The organism is Vibrio sp. 10N.261.51.A3, from assembly GCF_041471965.1.
Classification (GTDB): domain Bacteria; phylum Pseudomonadota; class Gammaproteobacteria; order Enterobacterales; family Vibrionaceae; genus Vibrio; species Vibrio crassostreae_C.
Window position 1 is genome coordinate 1 of sequence record NZ_JBFRPK010000059.1, and the last position, 21809, is coordinate 21809.

Annotated in this window: 12 protein-coding genes and 3 pseudogenes; 6 read left to right on the top strand and 9 right to left on the bottom strand. The window is 43.8% G+C overall.

The annotated features are described in order from the left end of the window. Positions 1–391 precede the first annotated feature (391 nt). Positions 392–2011 (bottom strand): hypothetical protein, encoded by a 1620-nt coding sequence (locus AB4371_RS14875; protein ID WP_104216074.1) that lies wholly within the window; start codon positions 2009–2011, stop codon positions 392–394. Between the two features lie 139 nt (positions 2012–2150). Further along, positions 2151–4241 carry a carboxylesterase family protein gene (locus AB4371_RS14880; protein WP_372150246.1) on the bottom strand — a complete coding sequence of 697 codons (2091 nt, stop codon included), beginning with the start codon at positions 4239–4241 and terminating at the stop codon, positions 2151–2153. Between the two features lie 190 nt (positions 4242–4431). On the opposite strand from AB4371_RS14880, the pseudogene AB4371_RS14885 reads away from it, so the two are divergent. Both AB4371_RS14885 and AB4371_RS14890 read left to right on the top strand, forming a co-directional pair. Next, positions 4432–4951: pseudogene (locus AB4371_RS14885) on the top strand (IS6 family transposase); the annotation flags it as partial. Further along, positions 4943–5434: pseudogene (locus tag AB4371_RS14890) on the top strand (transposase); the annotation flags it as partial. The pseudogenes AB4371_RS14885 and AB4371_RS14890, both read left to right, overlap by 9 nt. 278 nt (positions 5435–5712) lie before the next feature. On the opposite strand, the pseudogene AB4371_RS14895 reads toward AB4371_RS14890, so the two are convergent. The 3 genes and pseudogenes from AB4371_RS14895 to AB4371_RS14905 all read right to left on the bottom strand — a co-directional run. Further along, positions 5713–6327, bottom strand: a pseudogene (locus AB4371_RS14895) (MFS transporter); the annotation flags it as partial. After that, positions 6317–7492 carry a phosphotransferase gene (locus AB4371_RS14900; protein WP_372150247.1) on the bottom strand — a complete coding sequence of 392 codons (1176 nt, stop codon included), beginning with the start codon at positions 7490–7492 and terminating at the stop codon, positions 6317–6319. The gene AB4371_RS14900 and the pseudogene AB4371_RS14895, both read right to left, overlap by 11 nt. An 11-nt stretch (positions 7493–7503) precedes the next feature. Further along, the gene (locus AB4371_RS14905) at positions 7504–7788 is read right to left on the bottom strand and encodes a GNAT family N-acetyltransferase (protein WP_004732803.1); all 285 of its coding nucleotides are present in this window, start codon (positions 7786–7788) and stop codon (positions 7504–7506) included. Positions 7789–8062: 274 nt separating this feature from the next. Here AB4371_RS14905 and AB4371_RS14910 point away from each other — a divergent pair, with 274 nt between their 5' ends. Continuing rightward, entirely contained in the window at positions 8063–8809 is a 747-nt protein-coding gene (locus AB4371_RS14910) for a flagellar brake protein (protein WP_017065025.1), read from the top strand. 192 nt (positions 8810–9001) lie between these two features. Here the strand turns inward: AB4371_RS14910 and AB4371_RS14915 are convergent, their stop codons facing one another. Continuing rightward, entirely contained in the window at positions 9002–11362 is a 2361-nt protein-coding gene (locus tag AB4371_RS14915; protein ID WP_017061577.1) for a Lon protease family protein, read from the bottom strand. 240 nt (positions 11363–11602) lie between these two features. Here AB4371_RS14915 and AB4371_RS14920 point away from each other — a divergent pair, with 240 nt between their 5' ends. Together AB4371_RS14920 and AB4371_RS14925 are read left to right on the top strand one after the other, a co-directional pair. Beyond that, the gene (locus AB4371_RS14920; RefSeq protein WP_008218112.1) at positions 11603–12097 is read left to right on the top strand and encodes a hypothetical protein; all 495 of its coding nucleotides are present in this window, start codon (positions 11603–11605) and stop codon (positions 12095–12097) included. 12 nt (positions 12098–12109) lie between these two features. Beyond that, a complete protein-coding gene (locus AB4371_RS14925) occupies positions 12110–13738 on the top strand; it encodes an ABC transporter ATP-binding protein (protein ID WP_372150249.1) in 1629 nt (542 codons plus the stop codon). Positions 13739–13934: 196 nt separating this feature from the next. On the opposite strand, the gene AB4371_RS14930 is transcribed toward AB4371_RS14925, so the two are convergent. Continuing rightward, positions 13935–14948 (bottom strand): LacI family DNA-binding transcriptional regulator, encoded by a 1014-nt coding sequence (locus tag AB4371_RS14930; protein WP_137001361.1) that lies wholly within the window; start codon positions 14946–14948, stop codon positions 13935–13937. 96 nt (positions 14949–15044) lie between these two features. After that, entirely contained in the window at positions 15045–18143 is a 3099-nt protein-coding gene (locus AB4371_RS14935; protein ID WP_372150251.1) for a GH116 family glycosyl hydrolase, read from the bottom strand. A 64-nt stretch (positions 18144–18207) separates the two neighbouring features. Here AB4371_RS14935 and AB4371_RS14940 point away from each other — a divergent pair, with 64 nt between their 5' ends. Continuing rightward, entirely contained in the window at positions 18208–19155 is a 948-nt protein-coding gene (locus tag AB4371_RS14940; RefSeq protein WP_372150252.1) for an aldose 1-epimerase, read from the top strand. Positions 19156–19297: 142 nt separating this feature from the next. On the opposite strand, the gene AB4371_RS14945 is transcribed toward AB4371_RS14940, so the two are convergent. After that, positions 19298–21712, bottom strand: coding sequence for a GH36-type glycosyl hydrolase domain-containing protein (locus AB4371_RS14945; RefSeq protein WP_372150254.1), 2415 nt, complete (start codon positions 21710–21712; stop codon positions 19298–19300). Between the last annotated feature and the right edge of the window lie 97 nt (positions 21713–21809).

Sequence of the window (21809 nt, forward strand, 5' to 3'; positions counted from 1 at the left end):
ATTTGATCATTAACAACGCCCCTTAAAAATCTAGACGACAACTATGCTGACACGGGGGGAAACAGCCGATCGCAATCACCGAAATACGCATAAGCGACATATTGTTTTTTAAAGTTAACTGGGCTTAGATATCCAAGAGCACTGTCCTTCTTGTTCGATTATAATCAACTTCGATGTGCTTGGATGAAAATACGCAAGTGCTTGATGCATCTCTTCTCGCGGGTGAGGTGTTGCGTTTCAAGTGGCGGAGAGCCTTTAAATCAGAATGCTACCCGAACAAAAAAATGGCCATAAGAAACTAAGATGTTTCATGGCCACATTGTTAGATTAATGTTAAATAAATTGAGCTACGGATACTCCCCATATTTCAGCTTAGTATTAACACAATCATTTACCATCGATAGCCCAAACTAACTGTATATGCTTCTCTTGTTTCACCTTTATTATAAAGGGCTGTGATATTATAGTGTTTACCTATTTGCTTATTAAAACCAATCAAATAAGCCCATTGATTTAAAGAAACATCAACGTCATAAGTGAACTCACCTTGTAACGCATCTACATAACCTAGATTACCGGATAACGTAGAATCTAAGCCTTGATATTCAGCACCAATTAATAACTGAGCTCTATAATCAACAAGCTGATAACCAACCATTGGTTGAGCAACAAACAGAGTATCACCCCAGCTCGAAGAGCCCTCTAATCGTGTTTGAGATGCGGTCATATTAAGCGTGGCGAAAAATTCTTTATACCCGACGGCTAGTGTAGTACCCACACCTAACAGATCATAGTCAAGACTTAAAGGAAGCTTCAATCGACCAGGGCTACACAGAGGGAGTCCTTCATTGCTTAGCGCACTACATAAGGCATCACCTAATCCAGGATCGATGCCGTTTAAACTATCTTTAACTTCGTTTAAACTCTCCGATGTATATTGCGCATCAATGGTTGCCTTAACTTTAATCTTTCCAGCTAAAGCGTAAACATTCCAGAAAGGCAAAATATAGACATCTCCCCTTATACTAAAACTCTCAGCATTAACTTTGGCGAAGGTCTCTGTCGGTTCAAAGTCCTTATCTAAATTCTGAAGGCCTAATGCTCCGAGACCTAAATTAAAAGATTGAAAGCCAAGATCCATATCTTGATTGCGATAAGCGACAGAAAAACCGTATGGAAGAGGAATATCAATACCTTGTCTACGGACTAAGTCTCCCATCAGTGGGAAAAAACTACTGACCTCGACCTTTTCTTCTCGAATACGAGGATCTGATGCTTCTTCAAGCTTTTCACTATCTAGAACTTCGACACCATCTACATCGTCATAAAAAGCGACGGGAGTCATGAGCAATGACAGAGTAAGCTTTTCTTTTTTTCTAGTTACTCCGTTTGCCACAATGGTTTTGCTTTTAACGTAAAATTGACCATTGTAACGCTCACTGATTAAGATTTCTTGTCTATAATCCTCAATTCTATAAGTACCATAGGTAAATGGTTGCGAATTAGTGATCACCATTTTAACAGGCTTGCGATCTTCAACACTTATCTCAACTCGCATGAAACGAAAATAGGCGACATCTTGAGGTAGTTGATACTTAGAATAGTTAAAACGTACAATTGCACGACGTTCATCTAATTCTTCAACGGTAACCGAAGACCGATCGTAACTATCTGAGTAGGCGCGAAGTCGATATTCTGTTTTAGTCAAATATTCAATGGAGTCTATCGCTCCACCATCTTCTGAGAGTGAAGGTTCACCATCGATTTGAGAAATTTGATCCTGAAAATATTTAATCCTCAAATCAATATTTCCCTTTAAATCTGTTGTTTGCACTAAATAAAAAGATGAAGATGAAGCCTCCTCATTAATTGAAGTGACTTTACGAACGTGCTCAACAATATGATCACCTTGAGATAAAGTACTAATACCATACTTAGGTAGGTGTTCCGGTATGCCATACTGCTCAAAAATCGAAGCTTCTTTTGCATTAGCAATATTAGAGAGTATCAAAATAAAAGAAAAGAAACTTACGCACCAAGATCTACGAAATAAAATAAAAAAAATTTCGATGATTTACTTTCATCTCTATCCAACAAACTCTATTTAGCATATGTAGCATCATTCCTACCTCACTGTAATAAAAGACGACTTAGTAAATAGCATCACAAATACCTTGTGATGTGCTAGCATCAATACCCATATTTATCGTAGCATCCCACGCTGTAATATTCTTGTTTATTTCGCCACCATCATCCGTGGCATTATTAACTATCACCAATATGTTATCTGTATCTTCTTGGTATCGATATTCAGGGTTGAATAATTCATCGCTAAACCACAAACTCGATACTTCTCCCATAAGAAGAAGGTCACCTTCATCAGGCGCTATCTTCGATCCGCTTTGGTTATATAATCGATTAAATACAAAAGGAATTTCAGCTTGGTTACAGGCTTTTCCACCGAAGCAAGCCAAATTACCTATTGTGTCAAAAATAGAGTCTTCAATCAGCTGGTTATTAAAACTTGCGACATAGTCAAAATGATAAATGATAGGAGTGATGTCATGATCGACTTCTTTTGCGTAATCACGAATAGCACATTTATATATCAATTGATTATTTAATTGATTAAACTTTCTTATCTCTTCTGATACCCCATCTAAAGTGGTAGGATTTTCCGATGGTGAGAAATCATCAAAGCGTAAAGGCGTGTCGGTCAACCGATCTACATATAGGATTGATGATATTAACGTGTACGCAGGTATATCTGCTATTTGTGGCAAATCACGAATATCATCATTATCTCCTATTAAAAATAGGACAACATCAAGTAATTTAATACCCGGTAATAATTCTATATTAATCAAGAATAGTAACTTTAACTCCGCTATATAACTATCCGTTTCATTGTTATTAAATCCTATAATAGAAGGGACGGTTAAAGGAGCTTCATGAGCGAGGCTTGTTACGTGATAGCCTGGGTATTCCTCATATTCTGTGCAAACCCCAAGGAATGTCTTTATGCACTCACGATGGGACTCAATGTAGGGTGAAAAGGGAAGTAATTTCGCTCGCGGTTCGATTGCTGCAATATCCGATGCGTATTTCAAAGTAAGCTTCGCCACAATCGATTCCGTGCTATCGCCATCTTCAATCCAGCCCAAGATGTCACTGACCATACTTTCGATGGTTTGGTCAGGTAAACCAAACAAGCGTCCCGTTATTTCTGCTTTTACTTGTTTTTGTAGTTCTAAAATCTGATCAACCGTCAATTGGTTAATACTTAAATCAGGATACAGCGTTGCCATTGCAGTTTCTAAAGTGTCGTATTGGTCTTTCGCTGCAGCGTATGATTCAAATGAAAGTCCGAGCGGTAAACTTTGCATAATCGCTCTGCTAAAGAAATTACCGGCAATATCATCTTCAGGATCGCGCTCTCCACTGGTTGTTTGCTGAAGCGCATTAATTGATGTCGCACCAGCACCTTGCCCAAATACAGTGACGTTTGTACTATCTCCGCCAAAGTCTTCGATATGTTGGCTAACCCACTCTAGAGCTCGCTTTTGATCACCAACCGCAAAGTTGCCTCCTTTCGTTTGACCTGCATCTTCAACCCACCGTTTTCCCAATAAACCAAGACGGTAGTTAAAAGTAACAGCGATAAAGGGGTTATCACTCATTGTACTTTGTGCAACGGCGACATCTGGAATTATATTGGGCAGGTGTCCAGATCCCGTTTCAAACGAACCACTATGGATATAAACATACACAGGTAATAAATCACCTGAAGTCGCATTATTAGGTCTCCATACGTTCAAGTAAAGGCAGGTCTCTGAGTACAATTCTGTTGAGCCAAACTGAGGGCATATGTTCCCAAAGTCTGTATACGAATTATTTTCGGTCACCGCTTGTGCTAGAGGCAGCATCACACTGTGTTCAAAACGGTCAGGCGCACCGAAGAAAAAATCACCTTCGCTACTATCGCCCGAGTAAGCATAAGGTATCCCTTTGAACGTTTCTATTGTAACCAGTGAGGTACCGTCTTCAGTCGCAGAAAGTGAAGGGGCGACTGTGATTATTGGTTCTTTGAGGCCTTGTATAGTCACTTCACCTATTTGAGCCTCAAAAGTAATGGGTTGAGGTGATTCCTCTTCAGGAGCAGGGGTAAAGCTGAACTCAGTAGAATCATCACGACAACCGAAAAGTACAACTCCGATCAAGACCAAAAATGCTTTTGTCATCACTTACCTCTTCAATATCGAAAGTAAAGAACATTGCTATCACGCTTTGAATACCAAAATCAATCTTCTAATATTAGACTTAAAAATCAGAAAAGGTGGACAATATTACAATTACAGGTTCTGTCGTAAACAGTGGTGATAGGTTAAACTCTTCATCAAAATTCACCACTGCCGACGCTATGGCCATCAAATTTACAGGCGCCACTTTCCTTCCGACATCATTCTTCCGGCTGTTCGTTATTACGTTTCTTATAAGCTGAGCTACCGTGAAACCGAAGAGATACTCAATGAGCGAGGTACCGATGTTGATCACTCAACCATCAATCGGTGGGTTATCAAATACGCCCCACTATTGGAGCACAGAGCACACCGAAGAAAGAAGCCTGTCGCTACTTCGTAGCGGATGGATGAGACTTACATTAACGTCAAAGGCCAGTGGAAGTATTATTACCGAGCCGTTGATAAATGCGGTAATGTGATTGATTTTTTACTGTGCGAATACCGTGACGAGAAGGCAGCTCGCGCCTTCTTCACCAGGCAATTAGCCATAATGGCTTGCCCGAAAAGGTCGTGATAGATAAGAGTGGTGCTAACGCATTAGCGTTACATAATATCAACGTCAGCCTTTGGTTAACGGGGAAGATGCTCAATCTAATTGAAGTGCTTCAGGTAATGTATCTGAACAAAGTCACCGTAGAGTGAAAGGTAAATCGGGCAAGGCTGATAAAGCGCTGGCTAAAATCCAAAAGCTCTACGGGATAGAATCACGCTTAAAAGGAGTGCCTGCCGAAGAGCGAAAAGCAGAGCGTCAAGCGTATGCCAAGCCGATACTGGATGAGCTTTACGAATGGATGACAACCCAGAAGGTGATAGGCTCTAGCCCATTAGGTAAAGCGATAAAGTACACGCTCGGGCAGTGGCCTAAACTCATTTGTTATATCGACGATGGTCACTTATCTATCGACAATAATCGCGCTGAACGCGCAATTAAACCACTGGTCATTGGCAGGAAAAATTGGCTATTCTCCAACACACCAAACGGTGCTGATGCGAGCGCGATGCTTTACAGCATCATCGAGACCGCGAAAGCTAACGGTCTTATCCTCTACGACTACATGGTCAAGTGCATGAAAGAGCTAGCAAAAGCAGAGCCCGATATCGATGCACTCCTGCCTTGGAACTTCAAACATTAGTAATATCGCCCTGTAGGTTCATGGGGCGTTTACAATTCATTTAGATTATCGTTGTGATCGTTATATAGCTTGAAAGCAACTTGGGCAAGGTTCAACTGCCCCTATACGAATGACTGCTATATCTAAAGAATAAAGGGGCATTTTCGAGTTGGCTGTTATTGATCACAGCTAACTAAGTTGGAAACTAGTAGGTAAGAACCGTTAGTGAATTTCTGGACAGAAACGTTTCAGTGAGATTGCTAAATTAGTAAAGAATTAATTGCTTTAAGTATCGGAATTCGCTTTCGCAGTACCAACTTCTTATTCTGTGGCGTCTTGGTTTGAAACTCAGGGAAGCCAAAGGTCATCACCAAAACCAGAATAAAACCAATACCGCCAGTAATACCGTACACCCAAGCAAAGTCGAGCTTCAGCTGTTCTAGCATCACCCAGATAGATCCGTAAGTGATTAAGGATGCCAGTGCGCCGACTGAGATCATCTTACCTAGCATCTCTGGCGCTTCTTCTTTACTCAACCATTGCAGTGACAAAGACTGCTTCAGCGTTTCAAAATAGTGAAAGCCCGTCGACATTAAAATGGTAGTCAGCAACAATCCAGTGAGTGAGGGGAACAGACCCGTAATCGCGGTGCCTACAGTGAGCATCGCCAGCGATATCAACATAAAGCGTTGCTCTCGAATGAAGGCTAAAACAAACACCACGGTAAACGCTAAGAAGCCTGGGATCTCACGAACACTTTGCAACAAACCAATATCGGCGCCATCAAAGTTCGCTTTCTCAATCACGAAGTTATTAAGCAGAGCCATCCAGCTCGAAAACGCGATAGGGACAACAATCGAAATCAGTAATAAGAAGTTTTGCGGCGTTTTCCAGCTCGCGGTTCTATCGAACATTGACGGACTCCTGTTCGTCTAATTGAGTGAGCACTCGTAAGGTCAATTGCTCAGTATACGGGTTGATCTTCCAATGATCTGGACTCCAACCTTTTACAAAACGTTGAAAATCAGCCCACGCCACATAGAACATTGGTCGCCATGCGGCTTCAACATCATCGAGGGAAAGCTGTGGCTGATAGTACGCCAATGCCTCTTCCAAGTATCGGAAGTAAGTCTCTAACATCTGTGATTCAAGCTCTGCACAATCTTGCGGCCTCACTGCGCTGCTCATAAATAGAGCCACGTCTTTCATCGCACAACCATGACCCACATATTGGAAATCGACGGCAGCTGCATTTTGGCTTTCTGAATCAAAACAGAAATTGGCAAGCTTGGCGTCGCCATGGACCAAAGTTTGATACGGACATTCTTTTAGTAAACGGTCGATGTGCTTGGCTTGATTCTTCAATGGTAAGTCGGCCAATGCATTTAACTCATCAGGACGTGTGTCTAAATGCCAGTAAGTACCTATTTTCCATAATGATGCAGACTGCTCTTGGTCGATATGGATATGCTTCGCATGAAAATTAGCAAGCCACTTTAGACAGGCATCACGTTGTTTTTGCTCGATAGAGGTGTAGATAGACGCGCATTCGTACGGAGTATCTTTGGTTGCCAGATCGTCAGAGGCAGCAAGCACATCAAACTGAGAGATCAACGGAAAGCCGATTTCGGCCAAGTCTTGCATCACAATCAGCCATTCATTCTCTTGTAACTCACAATGCAGCCCTACAGGTACAGGGCAACGCTCATCCCACTGTTGAGTGAACGATTGATACCAAGCCGTTTCAACTTGGTAAGAGTGCACCTTTCGTTGGTGAGAGAGTTTGGTATTCCAACCCTTTGGGTGTTCAGCTTTATCTGGCAACGCGACATGTTTAACAATCACACTCTTGAGTTCCGCACTGCTTTCTTGAGAAAAGACTAAGCGAACTAACTCGCCATATCCACCCCATAGGCGTTGAATCACTTGGACATCAAACCCTTCATGACAACCCAGCGAGGTCGCTATTTTTTGATAAAGCTCATTTTGATAAAACTCTTGTTGATAAAGCTCTGGCTGATTTTGACTTGAACCCGCTTCAGGTTGAGCTCGATTATTCGACGATATTGATTGAGACATATTACTCGTTGTTATGCTTTATCGGATAGAAGGTGTGACCACTGTGGCTGCCTATTCATGTAGTGAACCACATAGCTACAAACCGGCACAATTTTGAAGCCCGCTTGTTCAATTTCAGGCAATACCGATTCCATCATCACCTTCCCAAAGCCCTTGCCTTGCAGTTCATCAGGAATGCGTGTCGACGTGATATGTAGTACATCTCCGTCCTTTTGATACTTAACGACCGCGAACTGGTTGGGTTCTAACTCTACCGTGATCTGGTTCACTTCTTGATCCCATTTTACTGCTTGCATTCTCAACTCCTGCAAATAATTGATACGACAAACAATAAAAGTTTGAAGTATGAGTTCCTTGTAATAGACTAGCGCAAGTGCATATAAATAAAACTAAGTACTTACAAACACAGCAAATAATTCAGTGCAATCGGCTTAATATAAAATCAGCAATGATAAAAGGCACTCTATAAATCTATGTGAGTACGTCCACTAAATCTAGTACGTAATAACCCCTTGTTAGCAAGTTACCAGTATAACTAACAGACGCATGTTGGCGCATGGAGAACATATAATGAACGCACCCCTGAAGAAGCCTTTGGAGCATAATCAGGCACTTCAAGACCCTCGTAATCGCACCGTTTCCACTATCAATAGCACTGATGCACTGGCCATGATTGAGCACGGCAGTGAGCTGACATTAAATGTCTCGACTCCCGTTGGCACGAAGTTTCTCGCCACCACCAAGTTTATCGGAACGCACAGTGATAACTGTATTGTGGTTGAGGTTCCCGAGGTATCCAATGAAGATCTGAACTTTTTCTTTCAAGAAGGTTTTTGGATGACCGCTCGTGCGTATTCTCTACGAGGTGAAGGCGCGCTTATCCACTTTAGAAGCCAAATTCACCATAAGATTGGTGAACCCTTCCCTATTCTAGTGCTGTCTACACCAAGCACGATGCAAGTGACACAGCTACGTAAAGAAACACGCTATGAAGTGAATCTGGCTTCAAGAATCATCTTCAACGACCAGCGAGCAAACTGTGAGATAAGAGACTTATCGAAAAGTGGTTGTCGTTTCGTTACCTCACCAACCTCTCGTGCTATTCAGATTGCCGATCGCGTGTCTATTGAGATAACCCCTGAGAACTACAACGGACCACTGATTCCGCCATTGCGAGGCATCGTCTGCAATCTACAGAAATCGACACACTACGCTCGATACGGTGTCGAATTTGATGATATTGGCCGAGCTAACGCCAAACACTTGTTGGCAAAACTGAAGTTCGATGGCACCAAGCTTTGCTTACGAAATGGGTAACGCCTTTTAACACGCGACTTTCACCGAATACAGCAAGCTGACCAAATACAAATAGCTCACTGGCAAACTAAACCTCAACCAACAAAAAAGCCATCGACTCTAGAATCGATGGCTTTTGCGTTTTGGCTGTTTATCTGTTTGTTTATCTATCTATTTAGCTTAGCTATTAAACTGTGTATCTAGATATTCAAACTATTTGCGCAGTGCGTTCAGTTTAGCTTGGGCGATACCAAATATAGTATCAATTGGATAACTACCCTCATCACTCGCCTCACCTGCGGCTTTGCCTGTGAACAGTTCAATCGCTTCTGTTACATGGTCAATCGCCCAGATATTAAACTCGCCCTTTTCAACCGCTTTCACAATATCGCTACGCAGCATCAGGTTGTGAACATTTGAACGCGGGATGATCACCCCTTGTTCGTTTGAACGCCCTTTGATTTCACACACATCAAAGAAACCTTCAATTTTCTCGTTCACACCACCAATAGGCTGAGACTCACCAAACTGGTTCATCGAGCCTGTAATCGCGATGTCTTGACGGTTTGGCTGCTTAGAAAACGCTGACACCACCGCACAGAACTCAGCCATACTCGCACTGTCACCATCGACGCCACCATACGATTGTTCGAAGGTGATGTTAGTGGTGAGCGGGACTTTGGCTGTCTTGCCAAATACGGAAGAAAGGTAAGCCGACAAGATCATCACGCCTTTTGAGTGAATGCTGCCACCTAGGTCTACGTTTCTTTCAATATCAATCACTTCACCATCACCGTAAGCGGTGGTTGCCGTGATTCGGTTCGGCGCACCAAACATATGATCCGTCGTGCTGAGTACAGACAGCGCATTCACTTGCCCAACCGCTTGACCATCAACATGGATTAGCGTTGTGCCGTTAGTGAAGGTTTCCATCACACTGTCTTGCAGTCGTCCGACACGCATCTGTTGGTTAGATAACGCTTGGTCAACGTGCGTTGCACGAATCAGGTTCGATTTTGAGCCTCTCGCCACGTAGTTTGATTCACGAAGCAGATTAGCAATGTGAGCAGAGTGCAGAGACAATTTACCTTGGTCACCCGCCTGACGAGAGCTGTGCTCAATGATGCGAGCGATCGCTTTACGGTCACAATGCAGCATGTTGTTGTCGTGCACGATGCTCGAAATAAAGCGCGCGTAATGCATTTCAGAATCGGGAGTACGCTTCATCTCATCTTCAAAATCGGCCGTTACACGGAACAGTTCACCAAACTCTGCATCGTAGTGTTGCAGCAGTTGGTAAGTTCGGTAATCGCCAAACAGGATGATCTTAACATCCAATGGAATCGGTTCTGGATCAAGCGATACCGCCCCCGTTAAGGTCACCTCTTTTTCTAATGAAGTGAAGCTCAATTGACGTGAACGCAGTGCTCGTTTCAAGCCTTCCCAAACGTACGGCTGCTCAAGTACCTTCACCGCATCCATCAGTAATACGCCACCGTTGGCTCTGTGTAAGCTACCTGCGCGAATCAATGAGAAGTCAGTAAAGACAGTACCCTTGAACGTCGCCGTTTCTACATAGCCAAACAGAGAGTGATAATTTGGATTCTCTTCCACCACGATCGGCAGAGTCTCCTCCTTTTGGCTCACAATCACATTAACCTTGTAGCGACGCGGCATTTTCTTATCCAAAGAGGCCGTTGCAACTTCTGCTTGCTCCGTGCTCTCTTCTAAGAAGATGTCAGCGTTGTCGACAATGTCTTTACGCAGTGCCGTTAGGTACTTTTTGATGTCTGGATATTGGCTGTAATCCTTCTTCAATTGCTTGATGAAGTGCGTGATCACATCTCGCGCCGTATCATCATTCAGCTTTTGAATTTTCTCAGTGTACGTCTCTTCAAGTTCCGTCAGTTCACGAGAGATGGTTCGTAGGCCGACTTCCAATCCATCAATGGTTTTATCGAATTGATCTTGCTCTTCCGGCGAAAGCAGATCAAAGCTCTCTTCGGTATGAAGATCATCGCCATTCATTGCCACAAACTGGTAATCACCCTGAGTGGTGATCGTCAGGTTAATGCCCTTGTCTTTCGCTTCTTGGCTAATGCTTTCTAACGCGGCTTGTTGCTTAGCTGCTAATTGGTTTTTAAGCCTGTCAGCACGGCTAAAGTACATCTCGTTATCAAACGCTAGAGGCATACCTTTCAGCAGTTTACGCATCAATTTTTCAATATCTTGCTTTAAGCTGCTGCCAACGCCACGCGGCAATTTCAGTACCTTAGGTGTACGAATATCTTCAAAGTTCGCGATATAACACCAATCAAAAAGCTCCTGCACTTCTTGAGGGTGACGGTTCAGATAGCGCAAGATCATGGTGCGTTTACCCAGACCATTTCGCCCTATCGCATAAATGTTGTAACCCTTTTCCTTGATTGACATCGCGAACTCAACGGCTTTTTGTGCCCGTTCCTGCCCGACGATTTCGTCAATTGGAGCCAGTTCTTTGGTCGACTTACATGGTAGCTTGTCTAAATCCGCTACCTGATACAGCTGTTCTGTATTGAGTCTTTGCATCGCCATCGCCGCCTCCTTAGTCCTTCATTACTTGGGTGTAGATAAAATCAGTGTAGATGTAATTTCCTACAAATTTAGTGACTTACGCTACACAGCTGTTCAACTGAACAAATAACACACAATTTAAGCCATTTTTAGGAATAGCTCGTCATTTAATTCACCAACTTAACATGTGAATGATTTTAATTTGCAATTGATAATAAATATCATTAACATTTTCTGATATTATAAATTGAGGATGTGGATATGGAAATTGAACGATGCTGGATGCACTACCTAAAAGCTGAACAGTTAATGGAACAAGGTCACTGGCCAGAAGCACAACGCCTTTATGGTGATGTTCTCAATTCTCTTCCTCACCACATTCAAGATGCGGCATACCAAAGCGATATCAAGCCTTGCCAATTTGCCTGTCTACTTGCGGGACTCAGAGATGCAAGCGTCGCTCAATCTGAGATTCTCAACCGTTTAGGGCAACACCAACAAGCCTTTGATACATTGAATCAGTCTTATGCGTTAATGCAATTTATCTCTCTTGAGAGCACAGAGCTGATTCAACGCACCCACGGGTTACTGGAAAAGCAGAGTGAAGATCTACTTAACCACTTAATCGCATTTTGTAGCGCGCAACGCAGTTCGCATTGGATGCTCGAACTAGAACAAATTCAACGTGCTCATCACCATTTTGGGCAACTTAAAACAACGTCAGAAGTTCAATCTTCACCTAATGTCTTAAATTGATAAGGATATATCATGTCGGACCGGGCTCTTCTTAAAGTCAATAACCTCTCCGTTAGCTTCAAAACCAACGATGGAATCGTTGATGCGGTGAAAAAGGTTAACTTTACCCTTAAATCCAGCGAAACCTTGGCCATTGTTGGTGAATCAGGTTCTGGTAAATCTGTCTCTTCCAACGCACTGATGCGTCTACTTCCAGACAACGCCATTATTGATCCGCAGTCTCAAATTGAGTTTGAAGGCGAGTCTGTTCTCGAAAAATCAGAGCGTGAAATGCAGTCGATTCGTGGCGACAGAATCGGCATGATCTTTCAAGAGCCGATGACATCTTTGAACCCATACCTGCGCGTCGGCATTCAAGTGGCAGAAGCTATTATGTGTCATCGTAAAGTGTCAAAGTCTCAAGCCAAACAGCGAGTGATTGAGCTGTTTAATCTTGTGCACTTGCCAATGCCAGAAAAGTCGTACACCAAGTACCCTCACGAATTTTCGGGTGGTCAGCTGCAACGCATCATGATCGCAATGGCGCTGATTAATCAACCGGATATCCTGATTGCTGACGAGCCTACAACTGCATTAGATGTAACGGTTCAAGCTGAAGTGCTTGCTCTTATCAAAGAGATCCAAGGCAAGATGGGAATGGCAATTTTGTTCATCACCCATGACTTAGGTGTGGTGAAACACTTTGCAGACCGCGTGCTAGTGATGTGTAAAGGTGAGCTCGTAGAAGAAGGGATGACTCAATCTTTGTTCGATAGTCCTAAACATGATTACACAAGAATGCTCATTAACTCGATTCCGAAAGGCGCTAAGGTTCCTGTTGAGGCGACAGCCCCAGAACTATTGTGTGCTGACGACATCCGAGTTCAGTTCTTGGTGAAATCACACTTTATCAAGAGTAAAAGCCAGTACTTCGAAGCCGTAAAAGGCATTTCGTTGAATCTTAAGCAAGGCGAAACGCTAGGCATTGTTGGTGAATCTGGTTCAGGTAAATCAACCCTTGGACGTGCATTAATCGGCTTGCTGCCGAGTACCGGACGTATTGTTTACAAAGGCCAAGACGTTAGCTTATTAAATGATAAAGAGCGTCACAAGCTCAAGAAAGATGTCCAAATGGTGTTCCAAGATCCTTATGGTTCTTTATCACCACGCATGACAGTTGGGGAAATCATCACCGAAGGCTTAACGGTGCATCAACCTCATCTATCCAAGCAAGAACGTTTAGAAAGAGCACGCAAAGCATTGATTGAAGTTCGCTTAGAGCCGAATTCAATAAACCGTTATCCACATGAGTTCTCTGGCGGACAAAGACAACGTATCGCGATTGCTCGCGCACTGATTCTAGAGCCCTCTTTCATTTTGCTGGATGAACCGACTTCAGCACTCGATCGCTCTGTACAACTGACCGTGATTGACCTGCTGAAAGACATTCAAGCCAAGCACAATATCGGCTTCCTGTTCATCAGCCACGATCTCTCGGTAGTGAAAGCACTGTCGGATCGCGTACTGGTGATGCAGAAGGGCGAAGTAATGGAAGAAGGGTCTGCAGAAGAGATTTTCAATGCGCCGAAAAACAACTACACCAAGAAATTAATCGCTGCGTCATTCGACTTAGAAGATAAATCGAAAAAAAATGCCGCATAAAGGGAACTAATCAACATTAACAGCGTCTTATAATTACATTCTGAATAATCTCCTAATGGATTGAAATCTAGAATGGATATAGCAAAACTGGTTTGGCCGCCAAAAGAGAAATGTCGCATGGATGCGACATTTTTCGTTTCTGAAGGGAAATAATGTGTCTTTGACTGTAACTCCCTATGATTCAATCATTTCACAACTAACGATACAGAGACTTGGTCGACTCTCTGACGATTAAATCTATCGGTGGTAGTCGTGCTTCATGCCTCTCACCTGAAAGTAAGTTCAAAATCGACTGAGCACACACCTCTCCAATCTCTTCAATTGGCTGCCTTAATGTTGTTAACGCAGGTGTGAAATACTTAGACGTTGGCAAGTCATCAAACCCAATCACTGACACATCTTCTGGCACTTTGTAGCCGTGATCATGGAGCGCCTTAATCGCGCCGTAAGCCGTTTGATCATTGGCAGCAAACAGGGCTGAGAAGTGAATCTTAGATTCAATTAATTCCACGGTTTTCTCATAGCCAGTTTCACTACTGAAATCCCCTTGCTTGACGAGCTTTGGCATCACCTTAATGCCCGCCTCTTGCAGCGCTTTCTTATAGCCTTCAAAACGATTACCCGCATCTGGTTGACTCGAAAGCCCTTTGATATGGGCGATGTTCACATGCCCTTGTTGTAATAAGTGAAGCGTCGCCATGTAACCGCCTAGCACATTATCGATATTGATTGAACGAACGTTGTCTTCAGCGAAATCATAACCGACCGCGACAATCGGGATGTCTTGCGCGTACTTGGCAATATCCTCTTTGGTGATGCTGCCTGTTACGATGATCATTCCATCGACATTGCTCTTAGCCAGATACTCTAAGGCGTGTATCTCGAGCTTTTTTTGCCAATGCCCGGTTGCTATCACTAACGAATAGCCTTGAGCTATCAGGGTTTTCTCCATGTCGTTGAGGATACGACTGGTATAAGGGCTGTCAGGGTGTTGCACCAACACACCAATGGTGAGTGAACGTCGGTTGGTGTTTTCTTGCATTTGGAAGTTAGGTTTGTAGCCCGTGTCTTTAATGGCTTGCTCAATATTTTGGCTTTTATCGTCAGACACATAAGTGGTTCGATTAAGGAAGCGAGACACGGTGCTGGGAGAAACACCAGCCAGTCTTGCTACATCGTATACTGTTGTTTTTTTTGTTTTAGTGCGCATCTCGAATCCCTAATCAAATGACATTCGGGGAGCTTTAAGCTCCCCATCAGTTTCAACCTGCATACCACTGCTTTAGCTGAAAATCGTGTCATTAAGTTAATACAAGTAGGCGAAGATCATCCCCGGTCTAAAGTAACGACCAGCCGTATATTTCAAGCCAGTACTCAGTAACCATTTGTGTAAGCCTGCCAGCTTTTCTAACGGAATTTCACCGCTCACCATTTTAACAAAGTTATCAGTATCTTTCGTCAATGTTGGATTGATCCGACCGTCAGACAGCACACAGTTTTGACATTTAAGTACACTTAGCCAGTTTTTCGCATCATTTTGCGTCAATTTAAAGGCTTCTATAAGATATTTCTCATTGACAGACACAGAGCAATTGAACCCTTCTGGCGCTGCAAATGGAATTTTTGAATAGTCATAGAGTGCGGTATACACGGTATCCATCAATGTTTCTGCTTGCTGGTTTTTACCTGCCAGACTCAACGCCGTTGCGACACTAAACTGCACACCAATCCACACATCTTGAGCCTGAAATGCCTCATGCGGCGAACCATCGGCCAACGTCATATTCGCAACCCCAAGCTTAGGGCTGTTAATTTCGAAGTTATGCTTATAAACATAGTCTAGTGCGCGTTGGATGTTCTCTTGCGGGAAAATACCTTCTAAACCGATGAGCTTTAGGTAGCTGTCAGCCAATAAAGCATCGCCAAAGCTGTTGTCTGAATCAGGTACTAAATCTAAGTAGTCTTGTGTAAAGGCTTGAGGCGCGGTCTCGCTCAATAAGCGCTTCTTAGATACTCTTTGAGACACCTTGCTGATGCTGATTGAAGTATCTGTTTCATTGAGATAGGTATTGAGCGTGTTCTTATCGGCAATCGCATCGCCCGTCAAAGTTAGGCCTAAGGTTTCCAGAGCTTGGTAGCCTTCACCCGTTAGATGCTTGGCTTGAACTGGCGTCACGAAGAAGTGGTAGTAACCCTCTTTGTCATCCCACAAGCTTTGCTCAACCGTGGCTAACGCCTTTTTAGAACGCGTTAAGTAACCGCTAGCTCGCTCGCTTTCACCCATCAATTGTGCAAGTTCGCTCGCGGCTTGCAGGCCAGCAACCCACAGGCTCGCACAATAAATAGAGATGCCGTGAGAAGCTAGGTTATCAAAGGTATCGTCTGTGCCTCGGGTTAGTGGTAAATCGTCACCCTCAGCGATCAAATTCGATAAGAAATCGATGCTCTCAGTCACAGCCTGCCAGCACTCTTTAACTACAGAAATATCTTGCGTGTTTTGATAGTGACGGTACACCATCAGAATGTATTTCGGTGCTAAGTCCTTCCACTCTTTCACGTTGTGCCAGCTGTACGCGTCAGGCTGGATGTCGAACGGGCTACCCAAGTCATGAATAACCGCACCTCGAATAGCACGCACGCCTTGGTACTTCTCATCGATCAATTCAGCATTCGGTGTTGCTTCATATTCCCAGTATCGGCGCTGAGTAAAGTCTTCGGCCAAAATGGCTTTCGAAAACTCTTTCATCACGCAGCCATCAAGCTCCGGCAACAAATAAAGAAGCGAAAATGAGCCGTAAAAATACACATCCAGAGAGTTAAAGAACGGGTAATCAACACACTCCTTCACCAGGAACTTGTCTTCTTTATCCCATACCGTTGATTCGGCTAGGAATGATAGTGAATTCATCGCCATCGTCGCATATCGAAGTGCCGATTCAGGCTGTGAAATTTTGCGTTGAGCTTGCTGTAGGAAGGCCGTTTGTTGTTCGACAATTCGTTGCTCAATCGCTTCTAGCTCTGGCAATACCTCTTCTAACATCGGCAGAGCAGGTTTCGCTTGCGGATAGAATTGCGTGTAGGCCTTCTCTGAACGCCAACCATTAAGCATGACTTTGCTGTGTGCCATCACCTGTGTAAAACGCAGATCAACAGACTCCCCCGGCTCCAACTCAACCTGAACCACAATCAATGCACTCAGAGCTTCACGCCCAGTGTAGATACCTGTTTGGAATTCAGCGTTTGTGCGGCCTGTTCTCAGTGCGAACTCTGTTTGCTCCGCTGCCTTAGAGGTATAAAGTGTTGGCTTCACAGACACCGATATCTTGCCAGATTCGGTCAGGTGGTTATTCGCTTGAACACCAAACACCACTTCACCTTCAATATCACTTTGATACGGGGACTGACTAGTGAGCTGGACACCCGTAAAACCGTGGTTTTCGCCGTTTACGCTAACCGCTTGATGCTGCTGGGCGATTGGATTTTGAGACAAGGTACACGCCGAATCTTGAATGCCATCGCGACCTTTGCGATAAGTTGAGCCAATCAAGTTTTGTAGCGGCTGAGCAAGCGTAATCACGCGTGTTTGCGCCGAATGATTGGTTAATTCGAAGTGATTCCAGTGCATCGGTAAAGAGCACAGGCGTTTGTTCTCTTTAACGATCGGAGAGACTACCTTACGCTTTATATTAATATCTTCGAAGCTACTGTATTTATATTCAGCCAGTGGATATAAAGCTTGGTATTCTATATCCCTGCCATTAACACTATCTATATCACTGCCATTGATACTATCCATATCATTATTATTACCCGCAGTGAGTGATAATAATCTCGTTGTATCATTTATTAATAAACCATTAAAGAAATCTAAGGCTACATATAATTGACAAATAGTTGAAGATGAATCTTCTTCAATCAACAATTGAGTCTTATTTGAAAACTCAATGTTCCATTTTGTAAAGTTAGCTTTATTCTCTTGGTAGAAGCCACCATTTTTTAATGCCGAACGAATGTGGTTAATCGCATTCGACATGTCTGTATTGTCAATCTTCTTACCATCGAACAAAGCAGGGTAAAAGTTCAGGTGAACACCCAGATCTTGCTCATCAATGACTTGCAGCGTGTCGATGGTTGGCACATCCATCACTGAAGCATAAAAATCATTAAAATTAATAACTTGCTCTGAACAATCAACAAATATACCAGGGATAAAGCTAAAGTTTGGCGTGTTGCCATTTGGCGTCAGTGTAAATGTATTACCAATACCACCCACTGCCATGCCGGTATTTTCTGGTGTGGTAGAAATTGGCGTGTACCAAGGTTGAATAAATTCAACTGCATCACCTTTTTTGCAAAGGTGTTTTGAATTTCCTGAATAGCTTGTATATGGAATTTTATTATTCATTTTAAAACCGCCATTGAATATTTTTTTCTTCTTGTTAATATCTTTCAAAAATGGAGACATCAACATGTTTAAAATTATAAATGAAAAATTTGGAAGTATTGACTCTGTCACATTAATAAACCACCAACATGGTATAGAACTTCAAATAATCAATGAATTTGGTGCTATTATTAATAAATATATCGTAAATAACAGTCCGTTCTCTTTTATTTGTGGTTATCAGAATTATGATGAACTGATCAACCAACATCCGTTCTTTTCCCGCAGTGCTAAATTATTCCCTTTTCCAAACCGTTTAAACTTAGGTCGTTACAGTTTCGATAACCAAAACCATCAACTCCCGGCTAACTTTCCTTGGTCTGATCACGCCGTACATGGCCTGCTCTATAACCAACCTTTTTCAATCACAAACAGCGTAGCCAACGAAGAGTTAGCCAGTGTGACAATGCAGTATCAAACGTCTTCTTTGCACCCTGCTTTCCCATTTGCTTTTAACCTTGAAGTCACCTTCACTATCGACATAACAGGCAAGCTCTCTTGCTCAACAACCGCTTCTAATCTTGGTGATTCTGCCTTCCCATTCGGTGATGCTTGGCACCCTTACTTTTCACTGGGTACGGATCTGACACAATGTGCGCTGTCCATGTCGCAGTGCTCCGAAGTCATACACGTGAACGACCTACCTAATGGTGAAAAACAGGTTTTTAACCGTTTGTCTTTGGGCGACTCCCTGACGAATCAAAGCCTAAATCACTGCTTTGAATTTGATTCGAAGACAACCAACCAACTGACTTTGACGCGCTCAGATTCATCAGCTGCGATTCACTATCAACAAGATGCAAGCTACCCATTCGTTCAGCTGTACACGCCGGCTAGCGAGCAAAGCATTGCAATAGAACCAATGACTTGCACTGCAGATGCATTCAATAACCAAATTGGCTTACTGACTCTTAGCCCGAACCAGTCTCAAACCTTCAATTGGCAATGCCAGGCCACCTATCAGCCAACATAAAGAAAGCAAAGTAAAGTAACTGCTGTATGCGAAATCAGCCCCCAGAGAACGCATTGCTAACGAAACAACTGCAACGAAAGAACCAAACTAAAAAACCAAACGAAAGAAGCAATAAAGGGCGCATAAAGCGCCCTTCTCTTTGTTAACCTAAAACCACTTCTACCGAATGCTCACCCGATGTAAATACCGGTGCTTTGTTGCCTGGAATTAGGTCACCGTTGACCTTCATCTCTACCACTCCCTTACACACGTTATTTGGGTTGGTAACATGAATGTTGTAGGTCGCGCCACGGAACTGACGACGTACTTTGAACTCAGGCCACTCAGCAGGAATACATGGGTCCACCAGCAAACCATCCACTTCAGGTCGAACACCCAGAATCCATTGCGTACCTGCAACGTATGTCCAAGATGAAGTACCTGAAAGCCATGCATTACGTCCTAAACCGAACTGTTTATGCTCGTCACCCAAGATGTTTTGTGGGTAGCAGTATGGCTCAGACTCAAAGGTATCGATGTCGTCGTTCTTCGAAGCTGGGTTGATTTGACGGTAGTACTCGTAAGCACGTTCACCGTTGCCCATCTTCGCTTCTGCGATCATCACCCAAGGGTTAGAGTGCAGGAAGATACCGCCGTTCTCTTTCGCACCTGGTGGGTAAGTTGAAACACCACCTAACTGTGGATCAAATCCGTTGTAACCAGGAGTTGAAAGCTTAATGCCATTCGCTGTATTCAGCTTGTTGTAAACCGAGTCTAGGGCTTGCGTTGCACGCTCTTGAGTCGCGAAACCAGAGATCACCGGCCAGCTTTGGCCGTTGGTGTAGATCTGCCCTTGCTCGTTTTTATGAGAGCCAATTGGCAAACCTTGCTCGTCAAAGTAACGAACAAACCATTCGCCATCCCAGCCGCACTCATTCACCGTACTCTGCATCTGTTGGTACTGATCGTTAAACTTAGCTGTCAGTTGCACTTCGCCGCGCAACTCACACAAATCCAACATGTCGAGCAGTGCTTTGCCGTACATGTTCGCCACCATCATCGATTCAGCACCCGTTGGCAGGTTCACCGTGTCATTCCAGTCAGCGAAACCTAACAGCGGTAGGCCGTGCTCACCAGTATTGGTGTAGGTAAATTCAATCGCGCGGCACAGGTGGTTCCACACGGTTCCCGTTTCAACTGGGTTGCCCGCTTTGTCTTTTTGATAGAACGGGATTTCTTTATTCAAGAAGTCTGCATTGCCCGTTTCTTTCACATATTGCGTCACCGCGTAGATGATCCACAGGTGATCATCGCCGTAATAGTCAGGGCGATCTTCTTCTTCACGCGAGTCTCCCGCGTTCGCTTCCATCGTTGATGGGAAGAACTGGTGCATCGCAGAACCGTTAGTGTTCTGAACAGACAATAGACGCTCAATGAACTCACGCGCCTCTTCCGGCATGTGAGTAATTACGCCTAAAGTATCTTGCGAAGAGTCACGGAAACCGATGCCACGAGCCCCATAACCAAGCTGGTACAGAGACAAGTAACGAGACCAGTTTTTGGTTGTGTGGCATTGACGTGGGTTATGTACGTTAAGCATCGAGTTCATTGCCGGATCTGGCGTTTCAACCTGAACCGCTTGTAGGTAGCCATCCCAGTGTTCAGCCAGTTCAGCGAAAGCCGAGTCAACCACTTGGTGGTCGCGATATTTAGCTAATAGAGGCAATGCTACTTCTAGACTCTGTTCTTGTGCGATTTGTACAACAGTGCGTTCTGTCTGCTCCGGAGATAACCAACCAAGGCGAAGGTTAAGTGCACCAATGTTGTCGCCACGCAAACACTCGGTGTTGCCTAATTCATCATTGTTTAGTGCTTCTGGCGCTGCCCATGTACCGTAACCCAAATTGCCTAAGAACGATTGGCGATCACCATCAAACGACGTCGCAGGGCGATCCGCTGTCATCAGGTTTACTGCATAGTCACGCTTCATGAAAGCATACTGCTCAAGCACGGTATGGCCCGATTCTTGTTGGTGCGCTTTAAGCGTCATGGTCTGTGGAACCCAATCCGCATTCAATAGCTGCTTAAGTGCATCGAAGTGCGTGAATTCATACACAGGCACCACATCAACATGCAGCGCTTTGTCTGAAATGTTGGTGACCTTGATGTCTTGTAGCAGCACTTGGTCAGCTTTTGGTACAAAGAAGGTCGCTTCACAACGCACACCAAAGGCTTCTGTAATGATAGTGGTGTAAGACAAACCGGTGTGGTTTTCAAACTTATCAAGCGGCTTCAGAGTCGGCGTGTAAAAAGGTGAGAACACCTCTACGTTGCCCGCTTCATCACGCACTTTTAGGTAAAGGGTCGAGCCTTTAAAATCAGAGTTTGGCAGTTGTGCAATGTACTTAGTGATACGGTTGAGTGCCGGATCGCCCTTACACAACAGCACACCGCCGTTGCTATCAACAATGCCACCGAAATCTAATGTGCCGACATAGTTACACCATTTGATCGGTGTGCACGGTGTGGTTGCTACGTATTCTTTGTTTTTATCGTCAAAATATCCGAATTTCATCATCACTATCCCTAGCCCCTCCCAAATCAGGAGGAGCCAAAACAATTTGTCGTAAGTTAGTTGGTGTCAGCTCAATGGCTGAATTAAATTGACTGGCTAG